The sequence below is a fragment of the Sporosarcina sp. D27 genome (assembly GCF_000586555.1).
GTDB lineage: Bacteria > Bacillota > Bacilli > Bacillales_A > Planococcaceae > Sporosarcina.
The window spans coordinates 54,052-78,468 of sequence record NZ_AZUC01000060.1 but is presented as its reverse complement, the minus strand read 5'-3'; the positions used below and the strand labels follow the sequence as shown (position 1 = coordinate 78,468).

The following is a 24,417-nucleotide window of genomic DNA, read 5'->3' as shown; positions in this document are numbered from 1 at the left end:
AGTAAGACGAAACTTTATGATAGCCGAAACGTAAAGATAGTACTACACAAAATGGAGACGATTAAGATGAAAGAACATGCCAAAAAGCGGTTTGTGACCATATATCATGAAGGTTAAGTTATCTGGCGTTAAAATATGGATAGACACTGTAACCAGCGTCCGCTACTTATACAGCTGGATAGATACTCTGGCGGGATGAAAATGGAGATGTAGTGGCAGATAAAAATGAGGTACATAACTAAGTGAAGGAGGATTTACACAATGCAATCATCTGTTTTTCCCGGTAGGTATACAGCTGACAACTCGGAAGACATTGTTGTCTTTATCATCGGCATGCGCATCAATAAGAGGCTTTCCGTCCACCGATGGCTGCCCGTTTTTCTCGCAATGCCAGGCATGATCAAGGAGCTGTACACGCATAAAAGAGAACTTGGTTTTCATTCATCCGAAAATTACTTCGGACTGCGTACTTCCGCAATGATCCAGTATTGGCGGTCCCTTGACGACTTGCTCGCCTATTCCAAAAACGAAAAGCACCTGAAAGCTTGGAAAAAGTTCAACCGGCTTACCGCCAATAATGACGCAGTCGGTATCTATCATGAAACGTATATCCTTTCCAAAGGACAATACGAATCCGTCTATGTCAACATGCCGCAATATGGACTTGGCAAAGCGACAAAGCTCATGCCGATTACAATCGATAAACAGACGGCAAAAAAGCGGCTTTCCCGATAAAGGGAGACCGCTTTTTGGACTGTGAGGAGTTTACCTTTTTCGATAAATAATTCCCCGTCTGCATCATACTCGTTGATAAGTTGAAACCCCAGCGACTCGTACAGTTTCCTCGCGCCCGCCTTATTCTCATAGACATTCAACTATACCGGCTGTTCGCCGTATTTCGCTTCTAGCTGCCTATGCATTCGACGATATTAATCTCTACACTTTTTTATGGATAGCAAGAAATGGTCCAATCATAGCATCGGCTCTCTTGAGGAAAAGGATTAAATAGGGGGAAGCTTCACTGCAAGGGCAAGTCGTTTCTCCATTGCTTCAATAATTCTACGTACTCCTGTTCTAAACCTTTTATAATCGACTGATGCTCTTCGAGTCCTTATTCTGCCGTGTCCTCTCCACCCGAGTAAGCTCATGCTCTGACGCATACTGAGCAATCGTTTTCATCGTATGTAATCTCATCTCAATATTCTCAACCTGACGATCTTGCAGTTTGCACAATGCCAGTTGCTGTTTGATTATTTCTAATTCCTCGGACGATGTGTTTTATCATAGGATAGCTCCTTTAATTTTGGCTGCTATATATAAAAATCTTTTATGTAATTTAAAAGAGTGGTAATGGTCACTATGTATCGGTATTGAAACTACCTGAACCTATAATTACTTTTAGTTTACCCTCGCAACTCATTACATTATTTTCACTTTTTCAAGCTGAAAAGCATCGGTATGTTGTACCAGAACCGTAAAATCTTTCTGCAAAAGCAACCAGAACTCTAGTTGCCTGAATAGTGTTCTAATTGCACAGGGTCCAGGTACCTACTATTATTCCAGTTACTGTTAGATGACCTATAATTCCTTGGTCACTTTGTTATTCAAAGGAAAGCTCCTTTAAAATATCTTCTTTTAATATTTACTGTTATATAGAAAAATCCATTATGTAAATTCAAAGTATGCTAATGGTCACTATGTATGGGTATTGAAAATAACAGAACCAATAATCACTTTTAGTTTACCCTCGCAACTCTTTTCATTACCTTCTCCTTTTCAAACTGAAATGCATCGGTATGTTGCACAAGAATTGTAAAATTCAGGTGCAGATGAAATCAAAACTTTAGTTACCTAAATAGTGTTCGAATTGTGTTATGTCCAGGTACCTGCTCCCATAGCATTGCGATTGTATACACACGTGGGTGCCACTATGTAACCATTAATGATTCACATAGTTTCGTTACACAGAATAAGCGCGATAGTATCAATGAATCTCGATAGGTAGTCAGAATAATGTCTGAGTTGTGTGACGAACAGGTCCATCAAACCCTTATATTATATATATGTAGTGATATAGTGCACATATTGTGGGTTTATGCCATCTAATTGATTAAGAATCGTCTTATTCTTTTTCTTATTTTGGATTAAATAAGTTATAGACACAAGCGCATCTCTAAAGGTGAATGACTTATTCGTAAATAGGTAACTTAGTAAAGACTTAATTTGAGTTCCACTTATAACTTTCTTGAATTCAAGATGACGACAAACCATAATAAACAATATGGTAAATTGAGAGGGGTTAAAAAAAATATAATTCCAATCGTTGACGAGCTTTAATAAATCATTATCACTGAGCGCTTTCCACCTTCCTGAGAATATAATTGCATTTATTACTTTGCTAACGTCTCCGTTTTCTGTAGCCAGGTATTCATTAGACAACTCATGATACTTTTTCAAGTCTATACCGTTTTCCTTCTTAATATGACAGAGTTTTTCAAAATATAAAGATATTTTGCCTGTACAAATAACTTCAATAGTTTTTTCTTCAATAGCTTTTTCGGCTAAGTAAGTTGACTTCTCATAATCAAGATATTCTTCTTCCACATCAAAATTTGCTCTATATTCTTCAGGACTAAGAATTTCTGTCTTCAAGTTATTTAAACAAAGTTCGTCTTCCCATAGAAAAAAGCTAATATTATTCATTAGTTCATTTATTGACTTCTTTTCCACAGAATCACTAGGATAAACTATATACATATCATCAACAAATCTAATTAGCTGCAGATTCTGGGACTCCAGTATTTGATTGATTTTGCAATCAAAATCCTGTAAAAAAAGTTGAGACAGAAGTGAAGATGCTATAGAATAATGGAATTGAGGTAGCGTAACAAATCCACAGCTATTAAGTATATATTTCAGCTCATCAATTGAGGAGTTTGACCCCAAGACCCTTCCCAACTTCTCAAACAATATATCATTCTTTATAGAATCAAAAAAATTTTGTATATCAATTTTTAAAACATGCTTACCAAAATACTTTTTTCTTTCTAATTGAAATTTAGAATAACTTTTATTGAACATAGCATTGTTATCAATGCTCTCCTTAGAGCTATTAATACTAAACAAACCAGAGTAGAAAACACTAATCTTGCTTTTTGAAAAGTTCAGTTCATTTTCATGCATACCAATATATTGTTTGGCAATGTCAAATACTATTTTAGTATATTTCATATAGTATAGAGGATTAATAAGATACATATTACGTGGGGTCAAATAATCATTTTTGTATATAAAGTCCCTACATTTAGTTGGTTGATATAAATCACAAAATTCATTTACATCCAAATCCAGAATATCCAAAATTTCTTTTTTGCTTTTCTCCTCAAAAATTTTATTATTCGCTAATGATTGAGGATTGTGTTTTTTTGATAAAGACATTCTTTTAATATATAAATAGCTTAGCTCTGCAGTATTACTATTCATCATCATTTATCACCCATTATAAAAATTTCATCATGACTAATATAAACATAACTACAACTATCATATTTATTTTTAAAAAAATGTTGTCTAAACTATAATCTATCGGCTTTTTTTCATTCTCACTTGATGAGTTACAAACTCTTTCTTCATCTGATTCGTTATTGTTTTTGTTAGCTTCAAAATCAACAGGAGATTTATTGACGTTTTTATTGCGATTATTTTTTTTGTATATAGCTACTTTATTATCAATGGATTTATGGTTTTCATTACTTTTTAATAATAGTTGATATTTATACATTACCGCACTAAATCTCTCTTCAAGTGTACTTAACTCGTTTGATTGCTTCGACTCGCTTATATTTAACATTATACCTTTCAGTTTTAAAATTAAATCTTCAATATCTAGCTGATGATAATGTAATTTTAAGGATCTCTCATTGTAGTTTAAGTTCGATACATAGTATTGTAATAATATTACATATATAGCGAAAAGACTTGAGTACATCCCGAATTGATGATTTACATCAATATTTACATCGCTATTAAATACAAGTGACAGGACAACAAATATTACTGCTTCTATATTTAAAAAGAAAAAAACAAATTGCCATTGGTCATTATACTTTTTTAATCTTTTACTCATTTCGATTCTATTTTCTCTAGTTTTATCCAAAGAATTAATTTTCTTATTCACTTCGGAATTAATAGATATCTTAGTATAATCTTTCATTGTCAATAGTCTCTCCAATTTATATTAATTAGTAAAACGCGATCCAGTTCTCTGGATCGCGTTTTGTATAACCATATTAGCGCAACAATTGAAGTACGCCTTGTGGTTGTTGGTTGGCTTGCTATGCCTCCATGTCTTTCAATCATGGTATAGACTATATCTTCATCCTGCCGTACTTCAGCAGGAGCTGGGCACTTCGAATGTTGCTACTCGGCAACACCCTACGGATTTCATCGTCATAGCACCTGCGCCGTAGACGGTCTATCCTAGTCGTTGAACGTTCCCCACGGTTTCCCGACAGAGGCTTCGCTGCTGATTGTCCAATCTCATCGTTTTTCAGGCCATCGCGTTTACCGTTTCCAGTTGCGCTGTGGCAGAAGAGCTCTCAGGAGGTTCCAGCAATTCACCCAGTGATGCTCTTATCCGTTACCAGATAAGACGCCCGTACAACATTATCGAAGAAGTTGGAGAACTCCTTGCGAACTCTGTTGTGCTTGAGCCAGCATAGCTTGTGCTGCTTGAGTCAGGATGTTATTCTTTGTGAACGACATCATTTCTTTCGCCATATCAACATCCCTGATGCGTGATTCAGCTGCAGTCAAGTTTTCGGAAGAAGTTCCGAGGTTGTTGATTGTGTGCTCCAGGCGGTTTTGAGTTGCACCGAGTTTCGAGCGTTCTGCAGAAACTGTTTCAATAGCGTCATTAATTGTTTTTACTGCCGCCGATGCAGATGCTTGTGATGAAATATCAATTCCTTTAAGCTTTGCATCCTCTGCAGTTACTTCTGCCTTACCGCCTGTAAGTGTTGCAGTACCAGCTACAGCAACTGTTGCAGCAGTAGCCCCCGCGTCAACAGCAGCAGTAACTCCATTTAGACCATTAATGAAACCAGCTACGGCTGTTAAATCTGAATCTTGAGCTACCCCAGTTCCATCAGTACCTAGTGTCACTGTAATTGTATTTCCGTCAATTGCAGCTCCTGCTGTTACGTTGTTTCCTGTACCTTGAACAATGTTTACAGTGTAGTTAGTTCCATTATCGCCTGAAACGTTAATTCCTTGAATTGAGCCTGTTGAAGCTACAGCTGCAGAAGCAACTCCTTCAACTTTCAATGAATCAGCACTCATGTTCTTAATATCCAGACTGATATCTTGCCCAGTGTTTGCGCCAATATGGAACTTACCTGAGAAACCTGCTTCTCCATTTTTCCCAAGAAGATTCTTGGTGTTGAATTCTGTATTGTCGGAAATTCGTGTGATTTCTTGAGCTAACTGATCAACTTCTTTTTGAAGTTCAGCACGGTCAGCATCATTATTAGTATCGTTTGAAGATTGCACTGCCAATTCACGCATACGCTGAAGAATATCATGAGTTTCATTCAATGCACCTTCAGCAGTCTGGATCAAAGAAATGCCATCTTGAGCGTTCTTTTGAGCCATGTCCAAACCACGAATCTGTCCGCGCATTTTTTCAGAGATTGCCAAACCAGCAGCGTCGTCTCCAGCTTTGTTAATTTTCAGACCAGAAGACAACTTTTCGAGGTTTTTCGATGCGCTAGTATTGTTAGCTCCCAGTTGGCGGTGAGTGTTCATTGCTGCGATGTTATGATTGATAATCATTGTTGTTTCCTCCTTGAGTTGTGAGGGTTCACGTCCTTGTGACCCGTTTGTTTTTTGTTTGCGCAATCGGGATGCCGGCCGAACCATCCTTCTCTTGCTTACAGTATTAGTATCGGAAGTGGTCCATTATTGTTTAGCGTTTTTCAAGAAAGATTTTGGATATTTTTCTCTTTGTGGAGAGAGGGAGGAATGCGGTTAGGTATGCGTGGACTTGGCACGTTTACTTTCTTGCGGCGGGTGCCAGCCTGTAATACCATTCGCGTTATTCCGCGAATTGGGTGACAGGCTGGCACCCTTTGAATGGGTGAGCCGTTAAACAGCGGGATAGCCCCGCATATATGGTCCGGTGGTTTTGGCAAGGATGGGTTCTACTGGATGGAGCGCGTGGCCAGCAGTCCCATTCTACCCAGGTACGCTGTGCGTGCCACAATTAGCTGAGGTGCGCGAATGGATGTCAGGCACAGGTACACCTGGAGGAAGTGCTGGAAACTAAAAAAGAGCCAGGTGGGCTCATTTTTTAGTTTTTCTTCAGTTGGTTGAAGAGGCTAAGGTCGATTTCGATGGCTTCGGTGTTATTTTCGGAGATGGAGGCGACGAGTTCGCCGCGCAGGATTTCGACGGATTTGGGGGCTTCGATGCCGATGCGGACTGAGTCGCCTTTGATTTCGATGATTTTGAGTTCGATGTTGTCGCCAATTTTTAAGGATTCATTCGGTTTGCGGGAGAGGACGAGCATGTCAGCGTGCCCCCTTTTGTGCCGGTACGCCGATTGGGGTGCGCAGGCTGTAGTTGCTGTCGTTCAGGATCATCTGCTTGGCGGTATGGTTCTGGATGTTGAAGATGAGCGGCGCCTGCAGGTTGATGGTCGATGCGTTAAATGGGTCTTTCATGGACATGACGGACAAGATCATGAGGTCTTCCTGGGTGTCGATGCCGAGCAGTTCGAGTGTCGGGTCGTCGATGGCGAACGAGTAGTCGCTGACGACGGTGTATGGGTTCGCGACGATGAGCGCGACGGCGGGTGTGCGGACGGACTGCATGACCTGGAAGCTGTCGTTGCCTTCAATCGGCAGGAGGACGAATGCGGTTTCGTCTTCAAGGCCGGGCAGCCCTTTCGGGAATGTCCATTGCGTGAGTGTGTCCAGGTCGAGTTCGCCGTGGAATTTGGTCTGGATGGTCATGCGGGTGTCTCCTTCGGTGTACGGATTATCCTTTCCAGTCGATCTGGATGGATGGGTACTGTTCCATGGTGCCGGTCACTTTGCCGGGTGTGTACGTGTGGATCAGTTTGTTCACTTGGGCGTTGAACACTGGTTTCTGCGGTGTGACGTTGACAGTTGTTGTTCCTGGTGAAATCGACATCAGTATTTTAGAGCGATTGGCAACAAATCGAATACCTAAAGGTGCTGGAGGCGGTGTGCCATTTTGCTTCGCTAAGTCTGCAATTGCATTGCCACCGTTTTCTATCCTCAATAGCTGCTGTCCCTCTACCGCTCGCCTTCCCACTCCGTCTAATGCTGCTTGTCGTCCCAGTTGAGCGTATTCTTCAGTACGTTTAAAGACACTCTTCATATCAATATCTTCACGTACTGCAGTGGTATCTAATGATAGCTGAGGCTTTGTAGTTGAAATCTCTAATATGGCAGCGGGTTGTTGTTGGTCGATTATCGCTCTTGGTTGTTCGATTTGCTGAACTGGCATTTCGATGTTTAGACCTAATTTACCAGGTGTTGTTTGGATTTGGAGTTGTGGCATTTGCATGATTGGCACCTCCTTCTATATGTGAAACAACAAATGCCAGGCACATGAGTACCCGGCACATCTTGTGCAGAATCTACTATTATCTTAAGAAATCCACGAGTGAAGGCTGAATGATTCGTGCACCAACTGAAAGAGCTGCACGATGTACTGATTCTTGTGTAATCATTTCAGTAATGACCTTTTCGTAATCGATATCCTCATTCACGGACATTTGCTTAGTAGCAATTACTTCTTGAGTTTCTAAGCGATCATTCATAAGTTCTGCCCTATTTTGTCGTGCTCCTACATCTGCACGTTCAGTCAAGAGATCGTCCATCATGCCATCAACTTTTCCAATTGCAGCATCGAAATCAACATCAGGATCATCGAAACTTTTAAACATAGCCTCTATGTCTTTGAATAGCTTTGCTGAATTTGAGTTAACATTTAACTGTACACCATCGAAAACATTTATATTCACATCTGACTCAAACGCAGTGAGTGCACCTGCTGGGTCTGTATCCGTACTAATTTCAGGATAGCCTTTTTCAACCATATTTCCATTGCCGTCATCTACAAGAGTTTTATCATAAAGTGCACTACCAGTCTTCGTCCCACTAAAAATATATTTGTCTCCAACTTTGGTATTCGCTGTATCTTGAATTTGTTTGCGAAGTTGATCTAACTCAGATTTAATTTTCTCACGGTCTGCATCTGTCATAGCTCCCGAGTTTGCAGCGTTTGTAACAAGTTCTTTCGTGCGGTGCAATGCTTGACCGACCTTATCAAGTGCATCATCCGTACTATCGAGCCAGTTATTCACTTCACCAATATTACGCTGATACTGTGCCACTTTGTCTACTTGCATACGGTAGCCTAGTCCACGCATAGCTACGACAGGGTCATCGGATGGACGGTTCACTTTCTTCCCGGTAGTTAACTGATCGTTGAGTTTGCCCATTTTACTATAGCTTGATGTTAAGTTACGGAGCATATTATTTGAAAGCATCGATTGTGTAACACGCATTTCTATGATTCCTCCTTATTATCTACCGACAACACCCATACCGTTTATGATTTTGTCTAGCGTTTCATCGACAACCGTGACCATACGTGCAGAGGCGTTGTAGGCTTGCTGGAATGTGATCATGTTTGTCATTTCTTCATCAAGTGATACGGCACTGATGGAATCACGACGATTCGATACTGAAATCATGAGCGTTTCTGAGTTGAATTTCATTTTAGCTGCTTGCTCCCCGTCAACGCCGAGTTCACCGATTATCCCCTGGAAGTAGGTTTGGATCGTAGCACCGCCCAATTGGCCTTCCCCTTCTCCATCTATCCCAACAAATTGGATTCCTCCGAGTTTCTTCGCGTTATCTCCATTTCCTTCTGCGTTTTCCGCAGAAGAAGCTGCGATTTTAGACGGGTCCTTAATGATGTCACTATTTACTTCCAGTTTTCCGTCAGCATTTTTGATAAAGAAGTCTTCTCCCTTATTCGCTGAATTTAGCTGATACCCCTCTTTGTGCTGATCATTGAAGGCTTTCACAAAGGCTTTTTCCATCCTATCCAACTTCCCAATCATATCCGGAAGTAGACCTTTCACACCTGTTCCATCATCATAACCGAAAGTATCTACAAGCGACTTAATGCTTCCTGTATTTATCATATCTTTTACAGCAAGGTCATAAGTTCCGCCACCTTCTTTAGAAAAAGAAACACCAGTAACGGCTTCACCAGTTTTGTTTACTGTCATCGTCGTATGTTCTTTGCCTGATACAAGATTCATAGTTGTATTCGCATCATTTGATTTCAACTTAATCGTCACGGAACCTTCTGCAACTGCTGAAGCATTCCCGCCTGATTTCGTGTAGCTCACTTCAATCGGTAAATAACTTGAAAGCTCATCAATCAACGAATCCCGTGCGTCATATAAATCGTTTGGTAAGTAGCCATTAGGCTCAATACTACTGATCTGTTCATTTAGACCCGCAATTTGTTTTAAAATTGAATTGATGTCTTTTGCTGCAATATCCAGTTCTTGGCCAGCATTGGTCTTTAACTCTTTCAATGACTTGTTCATATAGTTGAAAGCATCTGCTACAGCATTGCCACGTTCAATGACGACTTTGCGGGCTCCGCCATTTTCAGGGTGCACGGCTAAGTCTTCTAAACTGCTCCAAAACTGGCTGAGTGATTTCTGCAATCCGTATTCAGAAGGTTCATTCATAATATCCTCAACTTGACTGATCGCGTTTGAACGAGTATCCCAGTAGCCGAGTTTGTTAGACTCTCCGCGGTATTGTTGATCCACGAAACTATCTCGAATCCTTTGAATGGATCCTGCTTGAACTCCGGTTCCCAAGAAACCAGGTATTGTTCCAGCATTCATTCCCACACCAGGGAATCCACTAGTAGCCTGCATATTGACACGCTGGCGCGAATAACCAAGCGTATTCGCATTACTGATGTTATGTCCTGTCGTATAAAGAGCGGACTGCTGGGTTTGCAGGCCGCGTTTGCTTGTTTCTAGTCCCATAAATGTTGAGCCCATGATGATTTCCTCCTCAAGCTTGCGAATCGAATGATGCGATTTTCTCTGTTAGTGGTTTGCCTTGTATTTCTTTTTTTGAGTAGTTCACGGATTCGGTCCGTGGACGGACCATGTCCAGCGACAGATTCACAAATTGAAGCGATTGATAGGTAAGCTTCTGGTTTAAGTCGTTCTGCCATTTCAATTCATGAATCGCGTGCAGGAGACGGTCCTTCGCCTCCTTGAGCTGAGTGTGTTCAGGCTCTTGGATGATGTTGAGTACATCTGTGATTGTCGGTTGTAGCGGTACCGGACGTCCTTGTTCGGTGAAAAACGCAGCGACTGCTGTTTCGCGGGCTTTGTCTGTCTGCAAGATTGCAGCGAGATGGGCTTGCTCGTCTTTTAGTAGCTGATCGAGTCCGCTGATGTCATTTTTCTTGATGAGTGTTGTTTTTTCGTTTGCGATGCGCAGCAGGCTTCTATGAAGCTTCTCTAATTGGTCGAGCTGCCCTAGAATCATTTCGATTGGCATGGTATTCCCTGCTTTCTTCAAGTTAAGTGCGCTCGCTTATTGTTTCGGTTGGTAATAGCCGATCAGATCGGAAGCGAGCTGTTCCGCGTCGACCTTATACGTGCCAGCTTGGATTTGTGCTTTCAATGCGCTGACTTTTTCGTTACGTTGTGACGTAATCGGGCTCGGTTCGGAAAGTTGCTTGGCCTCTTTTGAAATTTCTAGACGATCTTTCTTAACAGCTGTGTCGTTCTTAGTTTGTTCGTTCTTCACTTGGTTCGTCCGATAAGGGTTTACCGGAGGAATGTTATTGTTTGTAATCTTCATGTCTGTTCTCGCTCCTTTCGAAATTTATTGGCTGTTAGTAACTATTTCGGTTGAATTCCGAGTAGTTGAAGGGTCTTTCGTACGAAATTACAGTTTTCCGGATATCCACATCTCATTACCTACTGGATTGGTAGCGCTTTACACATACCCATTCTTAGAGTAATAAAACTATTTCATTAGTAGTGGATATTAGACTGTCTTGATTTACGTTACAGACGGACGCTTTCCGAGGGGCTCGATTTCAGCCGCTTCCTTCGCTCCGCTCAGTCCAGGGTCTTCAATCTTCGCTGTTCCCTCCGGAGTCGCCGTCTTTCACTTCAATCAAAGGATCCTATTGGACGCTTTTTGCGTCGCTAATCTAAAATTCCAGAAAAATTAATGGCAATCCCACACAGTCATTGTATGACCCCTAGAACTGCCAATTGATCATTTTTTACGTTCTGAGAGATACGTCCTTTGTTCTTTCTGTTGAATCGCTTCACGGAACTCCGTAGCTGCTTCAAACGTTTTTAAATCTTGTTTTAAGTCTGCTGTACATTCGTCACACAGTTTCCCTTTAGAAGTCAGCTTCCCACAATTATCGCATGGATAGCCTAGATTCGGAAACAAAGCTGGTTGCAAGCGACCTTTTCGTACCCATTTGTGAAGCATATCTTCTGTTGCTTCTGTCATTTCGACGATACGTTCGATCGTAGCTGCACGGTTTTCTCTTTTCCTTAAGAAACGGTATACTTCTTCGTATATTCGTTCTTCATTCATCCCACATTTCCCGCACACTTCACGCACACCGGTATAGTTGAAAAAATCGCCACATGATGGGCAATGTCTTAGTTCTGCCATTTGTAGTTCCTCCTGTACTTATTTCTGAATTGATCGAATCAGGGATACTGCTTCTACCCTTGCGGCGCCTGCTTGTTTCAAGACGGTTGCTGCCTGACGCAACGTCGTTCCCGTCGTATAAATATCGTCCACCAATCGATACGTGATCGGTTGTACAACTGCCCCCGGTATGAGTTCAAACAACTGTTCCATGTTCAATCGCTCATGTCTGGACTTTTCCCCCATGACACTTGTATTGGTCTTAGCCAGTAACTGCACATAGGGTCTTTTTGCACCATCCAATAACGTTTCCACGTGAGCAAATGTCCTGCTCCTTGCACGTTCTGGATGCATTGGTATGGGAACGATTGTATCCGTGCTTGAAAATGCCCGTCGCAGTTCGTTTGAGAACACTTGTGCAAGTGCTACATCTTGCAGGAACTTGTATTGATGGAGCCAATCCCGCATTGCTTCGTCGTACTCGTACAGAGAATGAACGGCATCTAATACGTCCCCTTCTTCCTTTATGTCGGCACGAACGAAGCGTTTTGAACAGTCGTCACAAAGTGTCTTTTTCTTTTCTAAAGCGAAGAACGATTGCCAGGAGGCAACTTCCGAAATTGGTTTCATACAAAGTAAGCATGGGTTCATGGTTGATCCCCTCCAGCATTCAGCCGCTTTATTTCCCGACGCGCGTGGTCCATTGCATAACTGATTCCATTATGAAACAACACAAATTCGCCTGACGGATGGTTCACATTTCGACCAACACGACCTCCGATTTGAACGAGTGCGCCAGCGTCAAATATGGATTGTTCAGCACCCACTACTGCCACTTGAATGTTTTTAATAGTTATACCCCGTTCTAAGATCGTTGTCGTCAGCAAACCCGGTATCTTCCCAGCACGCAAGGCTTGGACGTGCTGTTTACGGTCAGGGTGTGCAGAATGGACTGCTCGGATTCGATCGTCCAGTTGCCGGATGGCTTGTTCTGCTTTCATCATTAGTTCAATTTCATGAAAGAATACTAGGAATGGTTCGTTCAGATCGAGCCGTTGTATGATCCAGTTTTCAAGTGCTTTCGGTATTTTTCCTTTGGCTAGCTCTTTGGAGTAATTCCAGAGTGGTTCATATCGTGGGCCAGGGAGTGGGTGACCATGATAGCGACGATAGATGGTCGAGACTGCCCCTTTTTTCTTGATGTCTGCCAGTAATTTGTCTGATGGTGTTGCGGTGACGAAGTGGATTGGTGCAGCTGGTTTTGCAGCTTTTCGGACGGCGTGCTGAAGGGTTTTCTCTGCAGTATATGGAAAAGCATCGGCTTCGTCGACAAAAATCGCGTCGAATGCATGGCAAAATCGGTAAAGCTGATGGGTGGTTGCTAGGATAAGTTGGGCTTCGAATGCTTTGACATCTGCCCCTCCATACAATGCTTCCAGTTTTGTCGATGGAAATGCTGCGCGTAGTCGTGGTTCAAGTTCTAATATAACGTCGACGCGAGGTGCTGCTATGCATATGCGTTTGCCTGCTACTAGTAATTTATGTATCGGTTCAAACAAAATTTCCGTTTTTCCGGATCCACAAACTGCGTGAATTAGGTGCGGACGAGCCCTCACCGTACTTTCATATAACTCTTCAGAAGCACGTTTTTGGTGTTTCGTCAATGTACCTTCCCAGGCTAAAGCGTGTTCTGTCGGATACAAGGTACGTGGGCCATTCCAGACGATGAGTTCCGTACAAACGGAGACTCTTCCCATTTGCAGGCAGTTACGGCAATACGCACATGGACCTTCGCATTGCAGACAATCGAACGAGGTGAATAGTTGAGGGTCTTCGTTTTCGCATCGAATACATTTACAGCTAATTTGCCCGAACAATCCTTTTTTCATTGTGACTCCGGGAGTCGTTTCAATCATTCCACTCTCAATATGCTCGTTGATTATTTCCACAGAAAAAGGCGTGTGCTGGCGCAACCAAATGCGACCGTCCAGAAAGTCTCTGACGGCCGGATCGAATGGTTTGTTCATCCGCACACCCCCTACTGTTTAATTGTTCGTTTTCCGTTTGACCCAACCGAGTCCCATGGCACCTTCACCGAGATGAGTACCGATAACAGGACCAAAATGACTGATGGTGAATTTGACATCTGGCAGACGTTCGCTCAATTCTGCTAGCCAAAGTTCCGCCTCTTCAGGTTGATTTCCATGAATGATGGAGGCTTCAAGAGGCATTTTCGCTGCGTCTTCAGCGAGCATGTCTGCGATCCGCTTCATCGCTTTTTTACGTGTCCGGATTTTCTCGAAAGGCACAATGACTTTATCGACAAAATGTAGAATAGGTTTCACTTGTAGTAGGCCGCCAATTAATGCTTGTGCACTGGATAGTCTGCCACCACGTTGCAAGTGAGACAAATCATCGACCATGAAATACGCACGCATCGTTTGTTTCATGTCTGCGAGTTCGCTCATAATGTCGCTCATCGAAGCGCCTGCTTGTGCCAGTTCCGCTGCACGAATCGCGTAGAACCCTTGCATGTAACAAGAGATTTCCGAATCGAAAACACGAACGTCCAAGTTTGCAGCCAACTCGCCCGCTTGGATGGCGCCAGCGTATGTACCACTGATGCCACTCGACAAGTGAATAGAAATAATTCCCTCTGCACCTGCGTCTTTCAATTCGTTGAACTTCGCTGCGAATTGGCCGACGGACGGTTGCGAAGTTTTCGGTAACGGTCCATCTCCACGTACTTTGTCGTAAAATTCTTTAGAGGTTAAATCGATTTCTTCGTCATAATCTTGTCCATCTATTGTTACTGCGAGCGGAACAATATGGATCTGTAGCCGCTTGCGCAAGTCTTCGGGTAAGTAGGCCGTACTGTCTGTAACAACTGCAATTTTCACTCTCATCAACTCCTTTCCTCATTCTAACGAATTGCGCTAGAATTGGGAAATGCAATGCGATGAAAAGTAAAATTTTTTTAGTCAAGCTGACGTCCCCAACGGATCGCTTCTTGGGAATACACACACAAATCGTTCAACGGGATGTCAAGTTCCTTACATAGCACTTTCATCTGTGGCAAGTCGAGACGTTCGACAGCAATCGCGATTTGAAGGAACGGGGTCATCTTTGTCGTTTGCCCCATTAATGTTTTCATTACTTCATCCGAAAGAGGAATATCGTGTTCAATTTCGTGCCAATCACGATGTAATATCGCATCCAACATCGAAAACATGCCTACTAAGAAAAATTCGTCCGAGTTTTGGTGTCCATTTCGTTTTGCAAGTAGCTCACACAATTTCGCTCGGACAAGCGAATAATCGACAAGTACTTTCGTTCTCCCTTTCCCTTGCCCAACACCCATTTGATGGAGTGTAATGATGTAGAGCCATTTTTTTGTTTCTTGCAATCCAATGAGGACGATCGCTTGTTGGATAGATGTAATTTTTCTTGGAATCCCAAACGCATATGTGTTGATGAAGCGAAGTAGTTTGTAAGTGAGTGACATATCTTGCGTAATGAGTCCCGCCACTTCCTGCACACTCGGGAGCTCGGTATTCAGTCGGTCCATAATGCGGAAATTGTGCTCGTCAATCGCAGGGACTTCAGCACCCTTTACGATTTCAGGAGTTGCGAAGAAATATCCTTGAAAGAGCGTGTATCCCGCTTTTTTCGCTTCCTCAAATTCGGCTTCAGTTTCAATTTTTTCAGCTAGCAATTGAACATTCGGATAGACACGTACGAAATTTTGAATCCGTTCGCGTTCTTGTCGATCTGATTGGATGAAATCGACTTTGATGAAATCGATAATTTCAAACAATCCTTTTTCGACTTCATATTGCTTTGTAAGGACAAAGTCATCCAGTGCGATACGAAAGCCTTGGTTTTTCAATTTCCGTAGTTTTGTAAGAAGTGTCGGCGTAATTTCGACATCTTCCAACACTTCGATAATGACTCTCGCTGGATTGAGATGGTCATACAGATCTTGTGCCAACAACTCACCCGTAAAGTTGATGAAAGAAGGATATGTCCCCGAAACGCGATCGACACCGATCGTGAGAAATGTATTGACTAATACACCGATTGTCGCTTTTTCTGGATTGACGTTTGGAAACCGGTTCACTTCACTGTTGCGATATAAAAGTTCATAGCCGAAAAGGTTTCCATTACGATCTAAAATCGGCTGTCTGCCTACAAATACACTTGCGTCCACTGGGATTCCACCTAACTTAGTCCATTTTCCTATATTGTAGCAAATTAGCACTAACTTGCAAGTTTGATATTTTACTATAATATCCTTCTTCTGGCTTCAAATTCTTTGAAATGATATGTTTTAAGAGTATTCAATGATTTCGGGGGTGTATGGAATGGAAACAATTTTATTGGAAAAGAAAAATGGACTCGCTTGGGTAACGTTGAATCGACCTGATTCGATGAATGCGTTCAATTACGACATGATTCGCGAACTTGGTGAAACGGTCGAGCAACTTCGCATTGATCCTGAAGTACGTGTTGTTGTACTAACAGGAGCTGGGGACCGCGCGCTTAGTGTAGGGGCAGATTTAAAAGAACGAAAGACGTTAACGGACGTTGACGTGAAACGCAATTTGAACAAAATCGGAGACGTTTTCACGATGATTGATCAGCTACCGCAGCCTACAATCGCGATGATCAATGGCTTCGCGTTTGGTGGTGGGATGGAACTCGCGCTTGCTTGCGATTTCCGATTCGCTGCAATGTCCGCTGTTATGGGACTGACGGAAACGGGTCTTGCGATCATTCCAGGTGCTGGAGGAACCCAGCGTTTACCGCGTCTCGTAGGAGAAGCAAAAGCGCTTGAGCTCATTTTGACCGCACAGCGATTGAGCGCATCTGCTGCCGCATTGTGCGGACTCGTGACGCGTACTGTCGAAGATACTGTATTGAAAGAAGAGACACAGGCATTTGCCGACAAAATTCTCGCAAATGGGCCAATTGGAGTGCAACAAGCGAAATTTGCGATAAAACAAGGAATGAAGGCGGATCTTGGGACGGGACTTACGATTGAACGAAAGGCGTATGAAATCACGATTCCGACCGAGGATCGAATTGAAGCGTTGAATGCGTTTGCGGAAAAGAGGAAGCCGGAGTTTAAAGGGAGATAAGAGGGAGGGACACACGGATCTGCTTTGTGGTAGATTCGTGTTTTTGTGTGGGGATGGAGGAGCAGATTCGCTGTACCTGCTCGTTTTTTCTTGGTACCCGCTCGTTTTCTCTCCGTACCCGCTCGTTTCACCTCCGCACCCGCTCGTTTCCTCTCCGCACCCGCTTGTTTCACCTCCGTACCCGCCCGTTTCCATTCCGCACCCGCTCGTTTTCTCTCCGCACCCGATCGTTTCACCTCCGCACCCGATCATTTCACCTCCGCACCCGATCGTTTCACCTCCGTACCCGCTCGTTTCCTCTCCGCACCCGCCCGCTACCATCACTCTCCATACAAAAAAGCTACCTCCGCGGGCAGCTTTTTATATATACGATGTATGCACTTGCTTCTTCTTTGCATGTTGCCAATCGGTATGTAGGTTCCTCACGATCGCCTGTGCTTCCGAAATAGCATCCACGTCCGCTTTGAGCGATGCAGTCACTAGAGTTTGATTTGCATAAATGTAGAGTGTCAGCAATCGCTCGCCTTCTACAGAAGTAGCGTCGGTCATTGCCATTAATTCGAAGACCAATTGTTGGGCTTGTAGGAGTCCGTCCCGCCAGCGTTTGTCGTTTTGTTCGAGATGGTGAAGCGAAGCATCCAATTGCTGGTCGATTGCTGCCAGTGCTTGGCATACCGCAGTAAGTGGCGGTAGCGATTTGGCATTCATTTTGCGATAGGCTGTAACCGCTTGTTTGACAGTGATCATCCACTCCGCCTCCGTTCTTCTTTCTATATCGGCAAGTTAGCATTCAATTTCATGACTTTCGGTCGATATAATATGAGAAGCCATTATTTACATAAATGAGGTGAGCCACGTGCGTATAAATAGCAACGAACAAATACAGATGGCAGCGAACCGCGGAGTGCGGAACGATAAGCAGATTGAGAAGTCGTTACGCCATCTAGGTAGCGGATTAAAAATTGCAACGAGTGCCGATAATGCGGCGGGCTCTGCGATTTCTGAGACGATGCGCGCACAGATCCGCGGGATTTCACAAGCCCAGCGCAATATGCAAGACGGATTGTCTGTTCTCGAATCATCCAACGAAGGGATGAACAACGTCAACGGCCTGTTGCAACGAGCACGTGAATTGGCGGTTCAGTCTGCGAATGGCACGTTTACGGATTCAGACCGTGTAGCAAGCGGATTGGAACTGGAACAGATTTTTGCTGCGATTAATGATACAGCGGATAAGCTCGAGTTCAATACGATGAAGATTCTCGGAGAAGATAGCGAGCTAACGCTTCAAGTAGGTGGAAACGCCTCGCAGCATATGAAGATTAGCTTGTTTGACGTCCATACAGATGCGATTGGGCTTGGCGGCGCATCACTAGCGACGCAGGAGGACGCAGACAAGCTGATTAGTACGATTGATCAAGCGTTAGGGACAGTGACAGGATACCTCACAAAAATCGGTTCGCAAATGGAATCGTTAGAACATCATCTAACGAACGCTGGCGTTTTTGAAGTGAACTTGAATAAGTCGTTATCCCTGTTAGAAGACGCCGATATGGCGAGAGAGATGATGGACTTTGTCGGATCCGACATCCGAAAAAAAGGCGACGAGTTATTGATCAAACATGTCAATAGTACATTGCAGGAATCACTTGGATTGTTGAAATAAACTTTAATGTCAATATCTAGTGATTCAAGACAGTCCCGTTGATTGAAGCGGATGGCGGCTACTCCGGAGGGATACCAATGGAAACAACCTAAGTTCGCGACGTCCTGCCGCAACGGTTGCATGACCTACATCCTGTAGGCCGCGTCCGCCAGAAGCGGAAATCGACACCGTGAATTATATTGCTAGTGAAGAAAAAACACCGAAGCCACAATCGCTTCGGTGTTTTTTTACTGCCCTTTTTTCATGGCAAACGTCTCACAGCGTGGGCTCTGCGAAACAAGAGCTGCTGATTTAGCGATGATGGCTATAATATTGGTGATTCCTTGATGATCCGCTTCATGGGTCGCACGGACATACGGACTATATTTTGAGTTAGCAATGTACCGGGGTGGCAACTCATTGAGGGCGAGTGCCGAAATATCATTCAAGCACTGCTCGCAGTCACACGTAAGATTCATTTTATTCTTATACGACAACAAGGTATCACGAACGACATCTTCCATTACATTGTGGACTCCCACTTCGTTCTCCTCCATTCGAATCTCCTTCAAGACTATATGTAGCTATCCAAGCCTTCAAGGAATCTGGAAAAGTCTGGACAGGTTTTCTAATACGTTCATCCTACAATACTTCCTAAATAGTTGCAATCGCTTTTGTTTTGCTGAAATTCCTAGTCCCCATAAGAAGTTCGTCCACAGCCATCTGTCCCTTCTCTATTTCAATAGTGGAATATAGTAGAAGTGTTCGGATGAAACATGCTTGAAACGCACTCACATCAGTACTTTGGCTCAATCGGACAGTTGTCCCAGGACGCTCGTCCAACTGCCAGCGAACAAGCAACATATAGTAATAGTGTTCGGACGAAAAACCCCCATTCCAATCGACGCAGATTTCAAGCTAAAAAGGCACAACCCATTGAGATGATTGTCCATTGACAGTTGTCCAACTCTCCTCAAAAGAAAGACATACACTAGTAATGTACGGACTAGTAGAACCAACCTCCCTCGACATGTTAATCAATAACACATCCACATCCACTTGAGAAGATTGTCCACGGACGGTTGTCCAACTCTTGTGAAACTAGCGACATATACTAGAATTGTCCGGACGCATCACATTTAAAGGAGGTGAATGACTATGGAACACTCTAAAATGCTTAATCAACTTCAAGAAGCAGCTGCAGGATCTCTAAATAATCCTCGCGTCACATTAGGTGAGATCACTATCATTTCTGCTTTGTTAACAGAATTCGCAGTTACTTTAATTTTGTTCGAGGAAGTAGAAAAATTCCGCGAATTCAACGACAATGATACTTCTCCACGCGAAAAAATCGAGTTCAATAAAGCGGTCGCAGATTTGTTAAAAGAAGTTTGTTGTATCGAGGAAGCGATTGTTAAGAAAATCAAAGCAGGTATCGAAATCGATTCAGGACACTCAGGTCCACACGTTGGTGGAGAATGCTGCAAACGCTAACCCCTTCCCCTCCTCATCAAAATACGCCTGTCCCCTTTGCGGGACAGGCGTTTTCCCTATGTCATAAATACTTTTGGAACCATCCCGTCAGCTCTTTCAATCGCGTGATCCGCAAGTTTGGTTTTCCTGTTCGGGACAAGTTGTGGTCGGACTCCGGGAACCGAACGAATTCGGTTTCCTTCTTCATGCTTTTCAAAGTGATGTACAGCTGCTCAGCTTGTTCAATCGGACAGCGTAAGTCATTTTCTGAATGAAGAATGAGCAGAGGTGTTTTTACATCCTCTGCGTATTTCAGCGGCGAATGTTTCCACAAAGTGTCGACATCTGTCATGTCTGCTTTGATTTGCCAGTCACTGAAATAATATCCGATGTCTGAAACTCCAAAGAAACTGATCCAGTTGGAAATGGAACGTTGTGTAACAGCGGCTTTGAATCGATCCGTGTGGCCAACAATCCAGTTCGTCATGAATCCGCCATAGCTTCCGCCTGTCACACCGAGCTGGTCTTTATCGATCCAGCTATTATTTTTTAATACATCATCAATTGCATCCATAATATCCTGGTAATCTCCACCACCATAATCGCCACGCACTGCGTCGACAAATGCTTGGCTATAGCCATGACTACCGCGTGGGTTGATGTAGAGAACCCCCCACCCTTTTGCCGCTAGCACTTGCATTTCGTGGAAGAACGAATTGCCGTACATCGCGTGTGGACCGCCATGGATGTTGACAACGAGCGGATACGTGTTGCTCGCTTCATAGTTTGCAGGTTTCATCAGCCAACCATGTACGTCAAAGCCTCCAGCGCCTTCTAATTGAATGGCTTCTGGCTGTACTAATAGTGTGTCTGCTACATAGTTTTCATTGAATGTTGTATATGCTTTGCGTTCCCCCGTTAAAATGTCAAGACGATACAATTCGCCTGGGTTCACCGGAGTACTTACGGCTACGATTGCGAACTGTCCATTTTTAGCCACATCATAATCGTAGACATGCTCCGACTCAGGGGATGCAGGATACAAGCTGCCTTCCAAATCTGCGAAATACAGTCGGACATCCCCCATCGTCGTCACTTGGAAGTACAAGTAATTGCCTTCCGTCCAAACCGCTTCTGGTGGATTCGACCCTTGCTGATGATCCGCGACTACCGCATCCCCAAGAGGCGCATCGAGTGCTTCTGTTAGATTAAGTGTCGTCTTGTTTTCACAGTCATAGACATACAGGTCAGAGTGAGTCGCGTTCTCAAACGTCCGATCCGAACCGCCATAGGCAATATAGCGATCATCTTCTGAAAATGAAGCACCACCAAAATAGCCTTGTTCGTCGACAAGAACCGTTTCTTCTTTCGTTTCAACGTCAACAAGTATTAATGGCTGGCGGAAGTCGAAATCTTTGTTTTCCGCGCGATTCACGCCCACAACGAGTTTCTTTCCGCAATGCGACACCGCTTGCAAAGAATGATGGAATGGATCTTCTGTGAACGCTGTAATTTCTCCGCTTTCAAGATTGAGACAACCGATCTGCGAATGACGATCCTCTTTCACAAATCCTGCCCCGTCCGCTTTATATTTCATCGTTGTGACGCGAAGCGCTTCAGGTTGTTTCTTTTCGTCTTTCTCTTCTTTATCTGTAAACGTCTTTCCGTCTTCCAATGTGCTGGTTAGCCAGACTTTCGTTCCGCAGGGTGCCCATAAAAAGCTATTCACACCCGTCTCATAGTCCGTCAAACGGCGGGCTTCTCCTCCAGCAACTTGCATAACAAACAGCTGGTTCTTTTCATCACGCGTCGATAAAAATGCGACACGCTTCCCGTCAGGTGACCATTGTGGTTGAGAAACCCGCTCTTTCCCATACGTCCACTGCATCGCACTACCAGACTCCACATCAAGATGATGCAAATGCGCATGATACGCATTCTCTTCTTTATCGATCTGCGTCACAATAAACACCGCTTCAGAAGCATCCGGAGACAACACCGGATTCGTCACCGACTTCAATTCAAACAAATCCTCTTGCCGAACCATCTGTCTACCTGTCATCTTCATTCCTCCCTAATGCCATCTATTTCGACACCCGGAAGACTTTCCCTCTTAATCTAAAAACTTTTTCTGAGAGTTTTTCGGGTTTGGGTTTGGGTTTCTCTTTTTTCTTCCTCCCCACCTGTTTGAGTTGGAAACCCATTTCCAACAACAACCGTTGATTGAAACGCAATGCGGCGACTCCGGAGGGACAAGCGAAGATTGAAGACCCCGCAGGGAGCAAAGCGAACCGAGGAGGCTGAAATCGAGCCCCTCGGAAAGCGTCCGCATGAAGTTTAAATCAACATCTGTCTACTATCAACTATCTACTTTCCTATCTCCCAGTTTCCAACTCAAACACATCAATCATCGTCTTCAGCGACTCCGCCATATCACTCAACACATGCGCACTAGCCGAAATTTCCTCCATCGTCGCATTCTGTTCCTCAGCCGCTGCCACAATATTTTGCGCACTGCCCTCAGACCGCTCCGACAACTCCTCCACTTGACCAACAAGCGACTTCATCGAATGCGTACTTGCATTGATCTCCTCACTAATCGCAGACACTTCCTCCGTCTGGGCTGACACCTCACCAATCATCTTCGCGATCTCATGGAAACGCTCGCCTGAACGATTCGCCATCGACAACCCTTCTTCGACATTCGACTTTGTCACTGTCGTCGCCTGTTGTACGCTCTTCACTTCCATTTGGATTTCTCCGATCAGACGGTTGATTTCACTCGCCGCTTGCGCAGACTCCGACGCCAAATTCCCGACTTCCCCCGCAACAACAGCGAATCCCTTCCCATGCTCTCCTGCGCGAGCCGCTTCAATTGAAGCATTCAAAGCTAGCAAATTCGTCTGCCCCGCAATCTTTGTAATGAGTTCAACGATACTCCCAATCTTCTCAGATCTCTTGGAGAGTTCATGCACCACACTTGCCGTATGATTCGTGGATGCTTGAACTTCCTCAATTTTTCGAACGGTTTGCTCCATGAACGCTGTACCATTTTGCGTTTCTTCCGTTGTGGAAATTGCAAGGTCCGATACTGTATGAATCGCCGTTGCGGTTTGATCCATACCTTGAGTAATTTCAGAAACGATTGTCGTCGTTGAATGTGTGTATTCCAATTGTTCGGATGAACCTTCCGATATGCCGACAATCTCTTCCGTAATTTGTGTCGAAGCTTGCGCAGTTTCATCTGCACTTGCTGTTAATTCACTAGATGTCGAAGCTATTGTAGCAATCGTCGTCTGTAGTTCTGCAATGATTCGATATAAGTTGTCGGATAGCGTGTTGGCATCCCGTGTCAATTGTCCAATTTCGTCTGGATCTCCTACTTCCAGAGGTTCCGGCGTCAATTTACCTTCCGCCATTGCATTCATCCGATTCGTGATGCTTGTGATCGGTTTTTGGATTTTACTTTGCAAATAGCGAATGCCAAATCCTGCAATGACGATGCCTAGGATCGCACCGACAATCATTGTAATAAGAACACTTAAGTATAAAACTTGTCCTTCTTCTTCGATTGCTGTTAATTCATCTTTATGTGCCTGTTCAAGCGCAAGTAAGTCACTTCTCAAGGCATCGATAGTAGCGCCAGTTTCATAGGAGTTTTGGATAGCTTTCTGTTTATTTCCAGCTTTGCTTGTTTGCAATAATTCTTTGATTTGATTGTTATAGGTATCTAGTTGACCTTGCACCGCATTGTAAGTTTGTTGTTCGTTTGATGATAACGCTTTCTTATAAGCGGTTTCTGTCGCTTGCAATTGTTCTTGGTTGGATGCAATTTCTTCCTCATATTTCTCTTCAAAAGGTCGATCTTTCGACACGAGATGACGCTGCGTAGCACTTAGCATTTGTTGCACCGTTTGCTCGAGTTCGTTGTTGTATTGAATCTTCGGCAGAACCCCTTCATCGATAGCCTTTGTGTTCTCATTCAACCTGTACGAACTAACCACACCAATACTTCCAAGCACTAGGATCAAGACCAAAATAGTTCCGAAAACAGCATTCAATTTTCCTCTAACCGACTTTTTCATAAGGCACCCCCTTTTGATACTTTTAGTATATAGCGTATATATCGACCAAAGCTTATAGAGTTTCGACATACGTGTGAATTTTTAATATATTCGCAAGGGTGTGCGTGGAACCTTAAAATGAGGTTTGAAGTTCTGTTTAAAAACAGGTAAGTTGCATGGCGTAATGAGCGGGTTTCTCATGGGAACGGGCGGGTTTCGCGCCGAAACGATCGGGTTCATCACGAGAACGGGCGGGTCCCAAGCTGAAATGAGCGGGTTCACCATGGAAACGAGCGGGTTCATCTCGGGAACGGGCGGATAGCCCCAGT

25 protein-coding genes are annotated in these 24,417 nt (G+C 43.7%); 6 read left to right on the top strand and 19 right to left on the bottom strand.

The features are described from left to right. The first annotated feature begins 261 nt into the window (after nucleotides 1–261). Nucleotides 262–735 (top strand): DUF4188 domain-containing protein, encoded by a 474-nt coding sequence (locus N693_RS0116940; RefSeq protein WP_025786017.1) that lies wholly within the window; start codon nucleotides 262–264, stop codon nucleotides 733–735. 1,320 nt (nucleotides 736–2,055) lie between these two features. Here N693_RS0116940 and N693_RS0116935 read toward each other — a convergent pair. The 3 genes from N693_RS0116935 to N693_RS0116925 all read right to left on the bottom strand — a co-directional run bounded on the left by N693_RS0116935 (nucleotide 2,056) and on the right by N693_RS0116925 (nucleotide 5,832). Continuing rightward, entirely contained in the window at nucleotides 2,056–3,486 is a 1,431-nt protein-coding gene (locus N693_RS0116935; protein WP_025786016.1) for a reverse transcriptase domain-containing protein, read from the bottom strand. Nucleotides 3,487–3,499: 13 nt separating this feature from the next. Continuing rightward, nucleotides 3,500–4,213 carry an SLATT domain-containing protein gene (locus N693_RS0116930; RefSeq protein WP_025786015.1) on the bottom strand — a complete coding sequence of 238 codons (714 nt, stop codon included), beginning with the start codon at nucleotides 4,211–4,213 and terminating at the stop codon, nucleotides 3,500–3,502. A 452-nt stretch (nucleotides 4,214–4,665) separates the two neighbouring features. Next, nucleotides 4,666–5,832 (bottom strand): flagellin, encoded by a 1,167-nt coding sequence (locus N693_RS0116925; protein ID WP_025786014.1) that lies wholly within the window; start codon nucleotides 5,830–5,832, stop codon nucleotides 4,666–4,668. Nucleotides 5,833–6,193: 361 nt separating this feature from the next. Here N693_RS0116925 and N693_RS20735 point away from each other — a divergent pair, with 361 nt between their 5' ends. Further along, on the top strand, nucleotides 6,194–6,325 hold the full coding sequence (locus N693_RS20735; RefSeq protein ID WP_256378146.1) for a hypothetical protein: 132 nt from the start codon (nucleotides 6,194–6,196) through the stop codon (nucleotides 6,323–6,325). 24 nt (nucleotides 6,326–6,349) lie between these two features. Here the strand turns inward: N693_RS20735 and csrA are convergent, their stop codons facing one another. The 12 genes from csrA to N693_RS0116860 all read right to left on the bottom strand — a co-directional run bounded on the left by csrA (nucleotide 6,350) and on the right by N693_RS0116860 (nucleotide 15,975). After that, the gene (gene csrA, locus N693_RS0116920) at nucleotides 6,350–6,568 is read right to left on the bottom strand and encodes a carbon storage regulator CsrA (protein WP_025786013.1); all 219 of its coding nucleotides are present in this window, start codon (nucleotides 6,566–6,568) and stop codon (nucleotides 6,350–6,352) included. 1 nt (nucleotide 6,569) lies between these two features. Further along, nucleotides 6,570–7,013, bottom strand: coding sequence for a flagellar assembly protein FliW (gene fliW / locus N693_RS0116915; protein ID WP_025786012.1), 444 nt, complete (start codon nucleotides 7,011–7,013; stop codon nucleotides 6,570–6,572). Between the two features lie 25 nt (nucleotides 7,014–7,038). Next, nucleotides 7,039–7,593: a DUF6470 family protein gene (locus tag N693_RS0116910; protein WP_025786011.1), complete on the bottom strand. Its 555-nt coding sequence runs from the start codon at nucleotides 7,591–7,593 to the stop codon at nucleotides 7,039–7,041. A gap of 79 nt (nucleotides 7,594–7,672) precedes the next feature. Continuing rightward, nucleotides 7,673–8,599, bottom strand: a complete 927-nt coding sequence (gene flgL, locus N693_RS0116905; RefSeq protein WP_025786010.1) for a flagellar hook-associated protein FlgL — start codon at nucleotides 8,597–8,599, stop codon at nucleotides 7,673–7,675. A gap of 18 nt (nucleotides 8,600–8,617) precedes the next feature. Continuing rightward, nucleotides 8,618–10,129 (bottom strand): flagellar hook-associated protein FlgK, encoded by a 1,512-nt coding sequence (gene flgK, locus N693_RS0116900; RefSeq protein WP_025786009.1) that lies wholly within the window; start codon nucleotides 10,127–10,129, stop codon nucleotides 8,618–8,620. A gap of 13 nt (nucleotides 10,130–10,142) precedes the next feature. Further along, complete coding sequence (locus N693_RS0116895) at nucleotides 10,143–10,640, bottom strand: flagellar protein FlgN (protein WP_025786008.1); 498 nt, start codon at nucleotides 10,638–10,640, stop codon at nucleotides 10,143–10,145. 36 nt (nucleotides 10,641–10,676) lie between these two features. Then, nucleotides 10,677–10,946 (bottom strand): flagellar biosynthesis anti-sigma factor FlgM, encoded by a 270-nt coding sequence (gene flgM, locus N693_RS0116890; protein ID WP_025786007.1) that lies wholly within the window; start codon nucleotides 10,944–10,946, stop codon nucleotides 10,677–10,679. Nucleotides 10,947–11,372: 426 nt separating this feature from the next. Beyond that, nucleotides 11,373–11,786 (bottom strand): TIGR03826 family flagellar region protein, encoded by a 414-nt coding sequence (locus tag N693_RS0116880; RefSeq protein ID WP_025786005.1) that lies wholly within the window; start codon nucleotides 11,784–11,786, stop codon nucleotides 11,373–11,375. 18 nt (nucleotides 11,787–11,804) lie between these two features. Then, entirely contained in the window at nucleotides 11,805–12,416 is a 612-nt protein-coding gene (locus N693_RS0116875) for a ComF family protein (RefSeq protein ID WP_025786004.1), read from the bottom strand. Further along, nucleotides 12,413–13,792 carry a DEAD/DEAH box helicase gene (locus N693_RS0116870; RefSeq protein WP_025786003.1) on the bottom strand — a complete coding sequence of 460 codons (1,380 nt, stop codon included), beginning with the start codon at nucleotides 13,790–13,792 and terminating at the stop codon, nucleotides 12,413–12,415. The genes N693_RS0116875 and N693_RS0116870 overlap by 4 nt, the downstream gene beginning before the upstream one ends. A gap of 18 nt (nucleotides 13,793–13,810) precedes the next feature. Next, nucleotides 13,811–14,665: a DegV family protein gene (locus N693_RS0116865; RefSeq protein WP_025786002.1), complete on the bottom strand. Its 855-nt coding sequence runs from the start codon at nucleotides 14,663–14,665 to the stop codon at nucleotides 13,811–13,813. Between the two features lie 77 nt (nucleotides 14,666–14,742). After that, complete coding sequence (locus N693_RS0116860) at nucleotides 14,743–15,975, bottom strand: EAL and HDOD domain-containing protein (RefSeq protein WP_025786001.1); 1,233 nt, start codon at nucleotides 15,973–15,975, stop codon at nucleotides 14,743–14,745. A gap of 154 nt (nucleotides 15,976–16,129) precedes the next feature. On the opposite strand from N693_RS0116860, the gene N693_RS0116855 reads away from it, so the two are divergent. Continuing rightward, the gene (locus tag N693_RS0116855) at nucleotides 16,130–16,906 is read left to right on the top strand and encodes an enoyl-CoA hydratase-related protein (RefSeq protein ID WP_025786000.1); all 777 of its coding nucleotides are present in this window, start codon (nucleotides 16,130–16,132) and stop codon (nucleotides 16,904–16,906) included. 360 nt (nucleotides 16,907–17,266) lie between these two features. On the opposite strand, the gene N693_RS0116850 is transcribed toward N693_RS0116855, so the two are convergent. After that, nucleotides 17,267–17,653 (bottom strand): flagellar protein FliS, encoded by a 387-nt coding sequence (locus N693_RS0116850; protein WP_025785999.1) that lies wholly within the window; start codon nucleotides 17,651–17,653, stop codon nucleotides 17,267–17,269. A gap of 109 nt (nucleotides 17,654–17,762) precedes the next feature. On the opposite strand from N693_RS0116850, the gene N693_RS0116845 reads away from it, so the two are divergent. Continuing rightward, nucleotides 17,763–18,572 (top strand): flagellin, encoded by an 810-nt coding sequence (locus tag N693_RS0116845; RefSeq protein ID WP_025785998.1) that lies wholly within the window; start codon nucleotides 17,763–17,765, stop codon nucleotides 18,570–18,572. A gap of 227 nt (nucleotides 18,573–18,799) precedes the next feature. Here N693_RS0116845 and N693_RS0116840 read toward each other — a convergent pair whose 3' ends face one another. Next, a complete protein-coding gene (locus tag N693_RS0116840) occupies nucleotides 18,800–19,093 on the bottom strand; it encodes a late competence development ComFB family protein (protein ID WP_172643607.1) in 294 nt (97 codons plus the stop codon). A gap of 616 nt (nucleotides 19,094–19,709) precedes the next feature. Here N693_RS0116840 and N693_RS0116830 point away from each other — a divergent pair. Continuing rightward, nucleotides 19,710–20,045: a hypothetical protein gene (locus tag N693_RS0116830; protein ID WP_025785995.1), complete on the top strand. Its 336-nt coding sequence runs from the start codon at nucleotides 19,710–19,712 to the stop codon at nucleotides 20,043–20,045. Nucleotides 20,046–20,106: 61 nt separating this feature from the next. Here the strand turns inward: N693_RS0116830 and N693_RS0116825 are convergent, their stop codons facing one another. Together N693_RS0116825 and N693_RS19465 are read right to left on the bottom strand one after the other, a co-directional pair. Continuing rightward, nucleotides 20,107–22,086, bottom strand: a complete 1,980-nt coding sequence (locus N693_RS0116825) for a S9 family peptidase (protein WP_025785994.1) — start codon at nucleotides 22,084–22,086, stop codon at nucleotides 20,107–20,109. Nucleotides 22,087–22,399: 313 nt separating this feature from the next. Beyond that, on the bottom strand, nucleotides 22,400–24,109 hold the full coding sequence (locus N693_RS19465; RefSeq protein ID WP_025785993.1) for a methyl-accepting chemotaxis protein: 1,710 nt from the start codon (nucleotides 24,107–24,109) through the stop codon (nucleotides 22,400–22,402). Nucleotides 24,110–24,233: 124 nt separating this feature from the next. Between N693_RS19465 and N693_RS20320 the strand changes: the two genes are divergently transcribed. Beyond that, a complete protein-coding gene (locus N693_RS20320) occupies nucleotides 24,234–24,410 on the top strand; it encodes a hypothetical protein (protein ID WP_156028958.1) in 177 nt (58 codons plus the stop codon). Nucleotides 24,411–24,417: the final 7 nt, after the last annotated feature.

What these genes read in the sequence shown, in the direction of transcription:
- N693_RS0116870 (WP_025786003.1), bottom strand. Translation starts at nt 13,792, where the DNA reads ATGAACAAACCATTCGATCCGGCCGTCAGAGACTTTCTGGACGGTCGC.
- N693_RS0116855 (WP_025786000.1), top strand. Translation starts at nt 16,130, where the DNA reads ATGGAAACAATTTTATTGGAAAAGAAAAATGGACTCGCTTGGGTAACG.
- N693_RS0116830 (WP_025785995.1), top strand. Translation starts at nt 19,710, where the DNA reads ATGGAACACTCTAAAATGCTTAATCAACTTCAAGAAGCAGCTGCAGGA.
- N693_RS0116880 (WP_025786005.1), bottom strand. Translation starts at nt 11,786, where the DNA reads ATGGCAGAACTAAGACATTGCCCATCATGTGGCGATTTTTTCAACTAT.
- N693_RS0116935 (WP_025786016.1), bottom strand. Translation starts at nt 3,486, where the DNA reads ATGATGAATAGTAATACTGCAGAGCTAAGCTATTTATATATTAAAAGA.
- N693_RS0116895 (WP_025786008.1), bottom strand. Translation starts at nt 10,640, where the DNA reads ATGCCAATCGAAATGATTCTAGGGCAGCTCGACCAATTAGAGAAGCTT.
- N693_RS20735 (WP_256378146.1), top strand. Translation starts at nt 6,194, where the DNA reads ATGGGTTCTACTGGATGGAGCGCGTGGCCAGCAGTCCCATTCTACCCA.
- N693_RS0116930 (WP_025786015.1), bottom strand. Translation starts at nt 4,213, where the DNA reads ATGAAAGATTATACTAAGATATCTATTAATTCCGAAGTGAATAAGAAA.
- flgL (WP_025786010.1), bottom strand. Translation starts at nt 8,599, where the DNA reads ATGCGTGTTACACAATCGATGCTTTCAAATAATATGCTCCGTAACTTA.
- N693_RS0116925 (WP_025786014.1), bottom strand. Translation starts at nt 5,832, where the DNA reads ATGATTATCAATCATAACATCGCAGCAATGAACACTCACCGCCAACTG.
- csrA (WP_025786013.1), bottom strand. Translation starts at nt 6,568, where the DNA reads ATGCTCGTCCTCTCCCGCAAACCGAATGAATCCTTAAAAATTGGCGAC.
- N693_RS0116940 (WP_025786017.1), top strand. Translation starts at nt 262, where the DNA reads ATGCAATCATCTGTTTTTCCCGGTAGGTATACAGCTGACAACTCGGAA.
- N693_RS0116850 (WP_025785999.1), bottom strand. Translation starts at nt 17,653, where the DNA reads ATGATCACTGTCAAACAAGCGGTTACAGCCTATCGCAAAATGAATGCC.
- flgM (WP_025786007.1), bottom strand. Translation starts at nt 10,946, where the DNA reads ATGAAGATTACAAACAATAACATTCCTCCGGTAAACCCTTATCGGACG.
- N693_RS19465 (WP_025785993.1), bottom strand. Translation starts at nt 24,109, where the DNA reads ATGAAAAAGTCGGTTAGAGGAAAATTGAATGCTGTTTTCGGAACTATT.
- flgK (WP_025786009.1), bottom strand. Translation starts at nt 10,129, where the DNA reads ATGGGCTCAACATTTATGGGACTAGAAACAAGCAAACGCGGCCTGCAA.
- fliW (WP_025786012.1), bottom strand. Translation starts at nt 7,013, where the DNA reads ATGACCATCCAGACCAAATTCCACGGCGAACTCGACCTGGACACACTC.
- N693_RS0116875 (WP_025786004.1), bottom strand. Translation starts at nt 12,416, where the DNA reads ATGAACCCATGCTTACTTTGTATGAAACCAATTTCGGAAGTTGCCTCC.
- N693_RS0116910 (WP_025786011.1), bottom strand. Translation starts at nt 7,593, where the DNA reads ATGCAAATGCCACAACTCCAAATCCAAACAACACCTGGTAAATTAGGT.
- N693_RS0116825 (WP_025785994.1), bottom strand. Translation starts at nt 22,086, where the DNA reads ATGACAGGTAGACAGATGGTTCGGCAAGAGGATTTGTTTGAATTGAAG.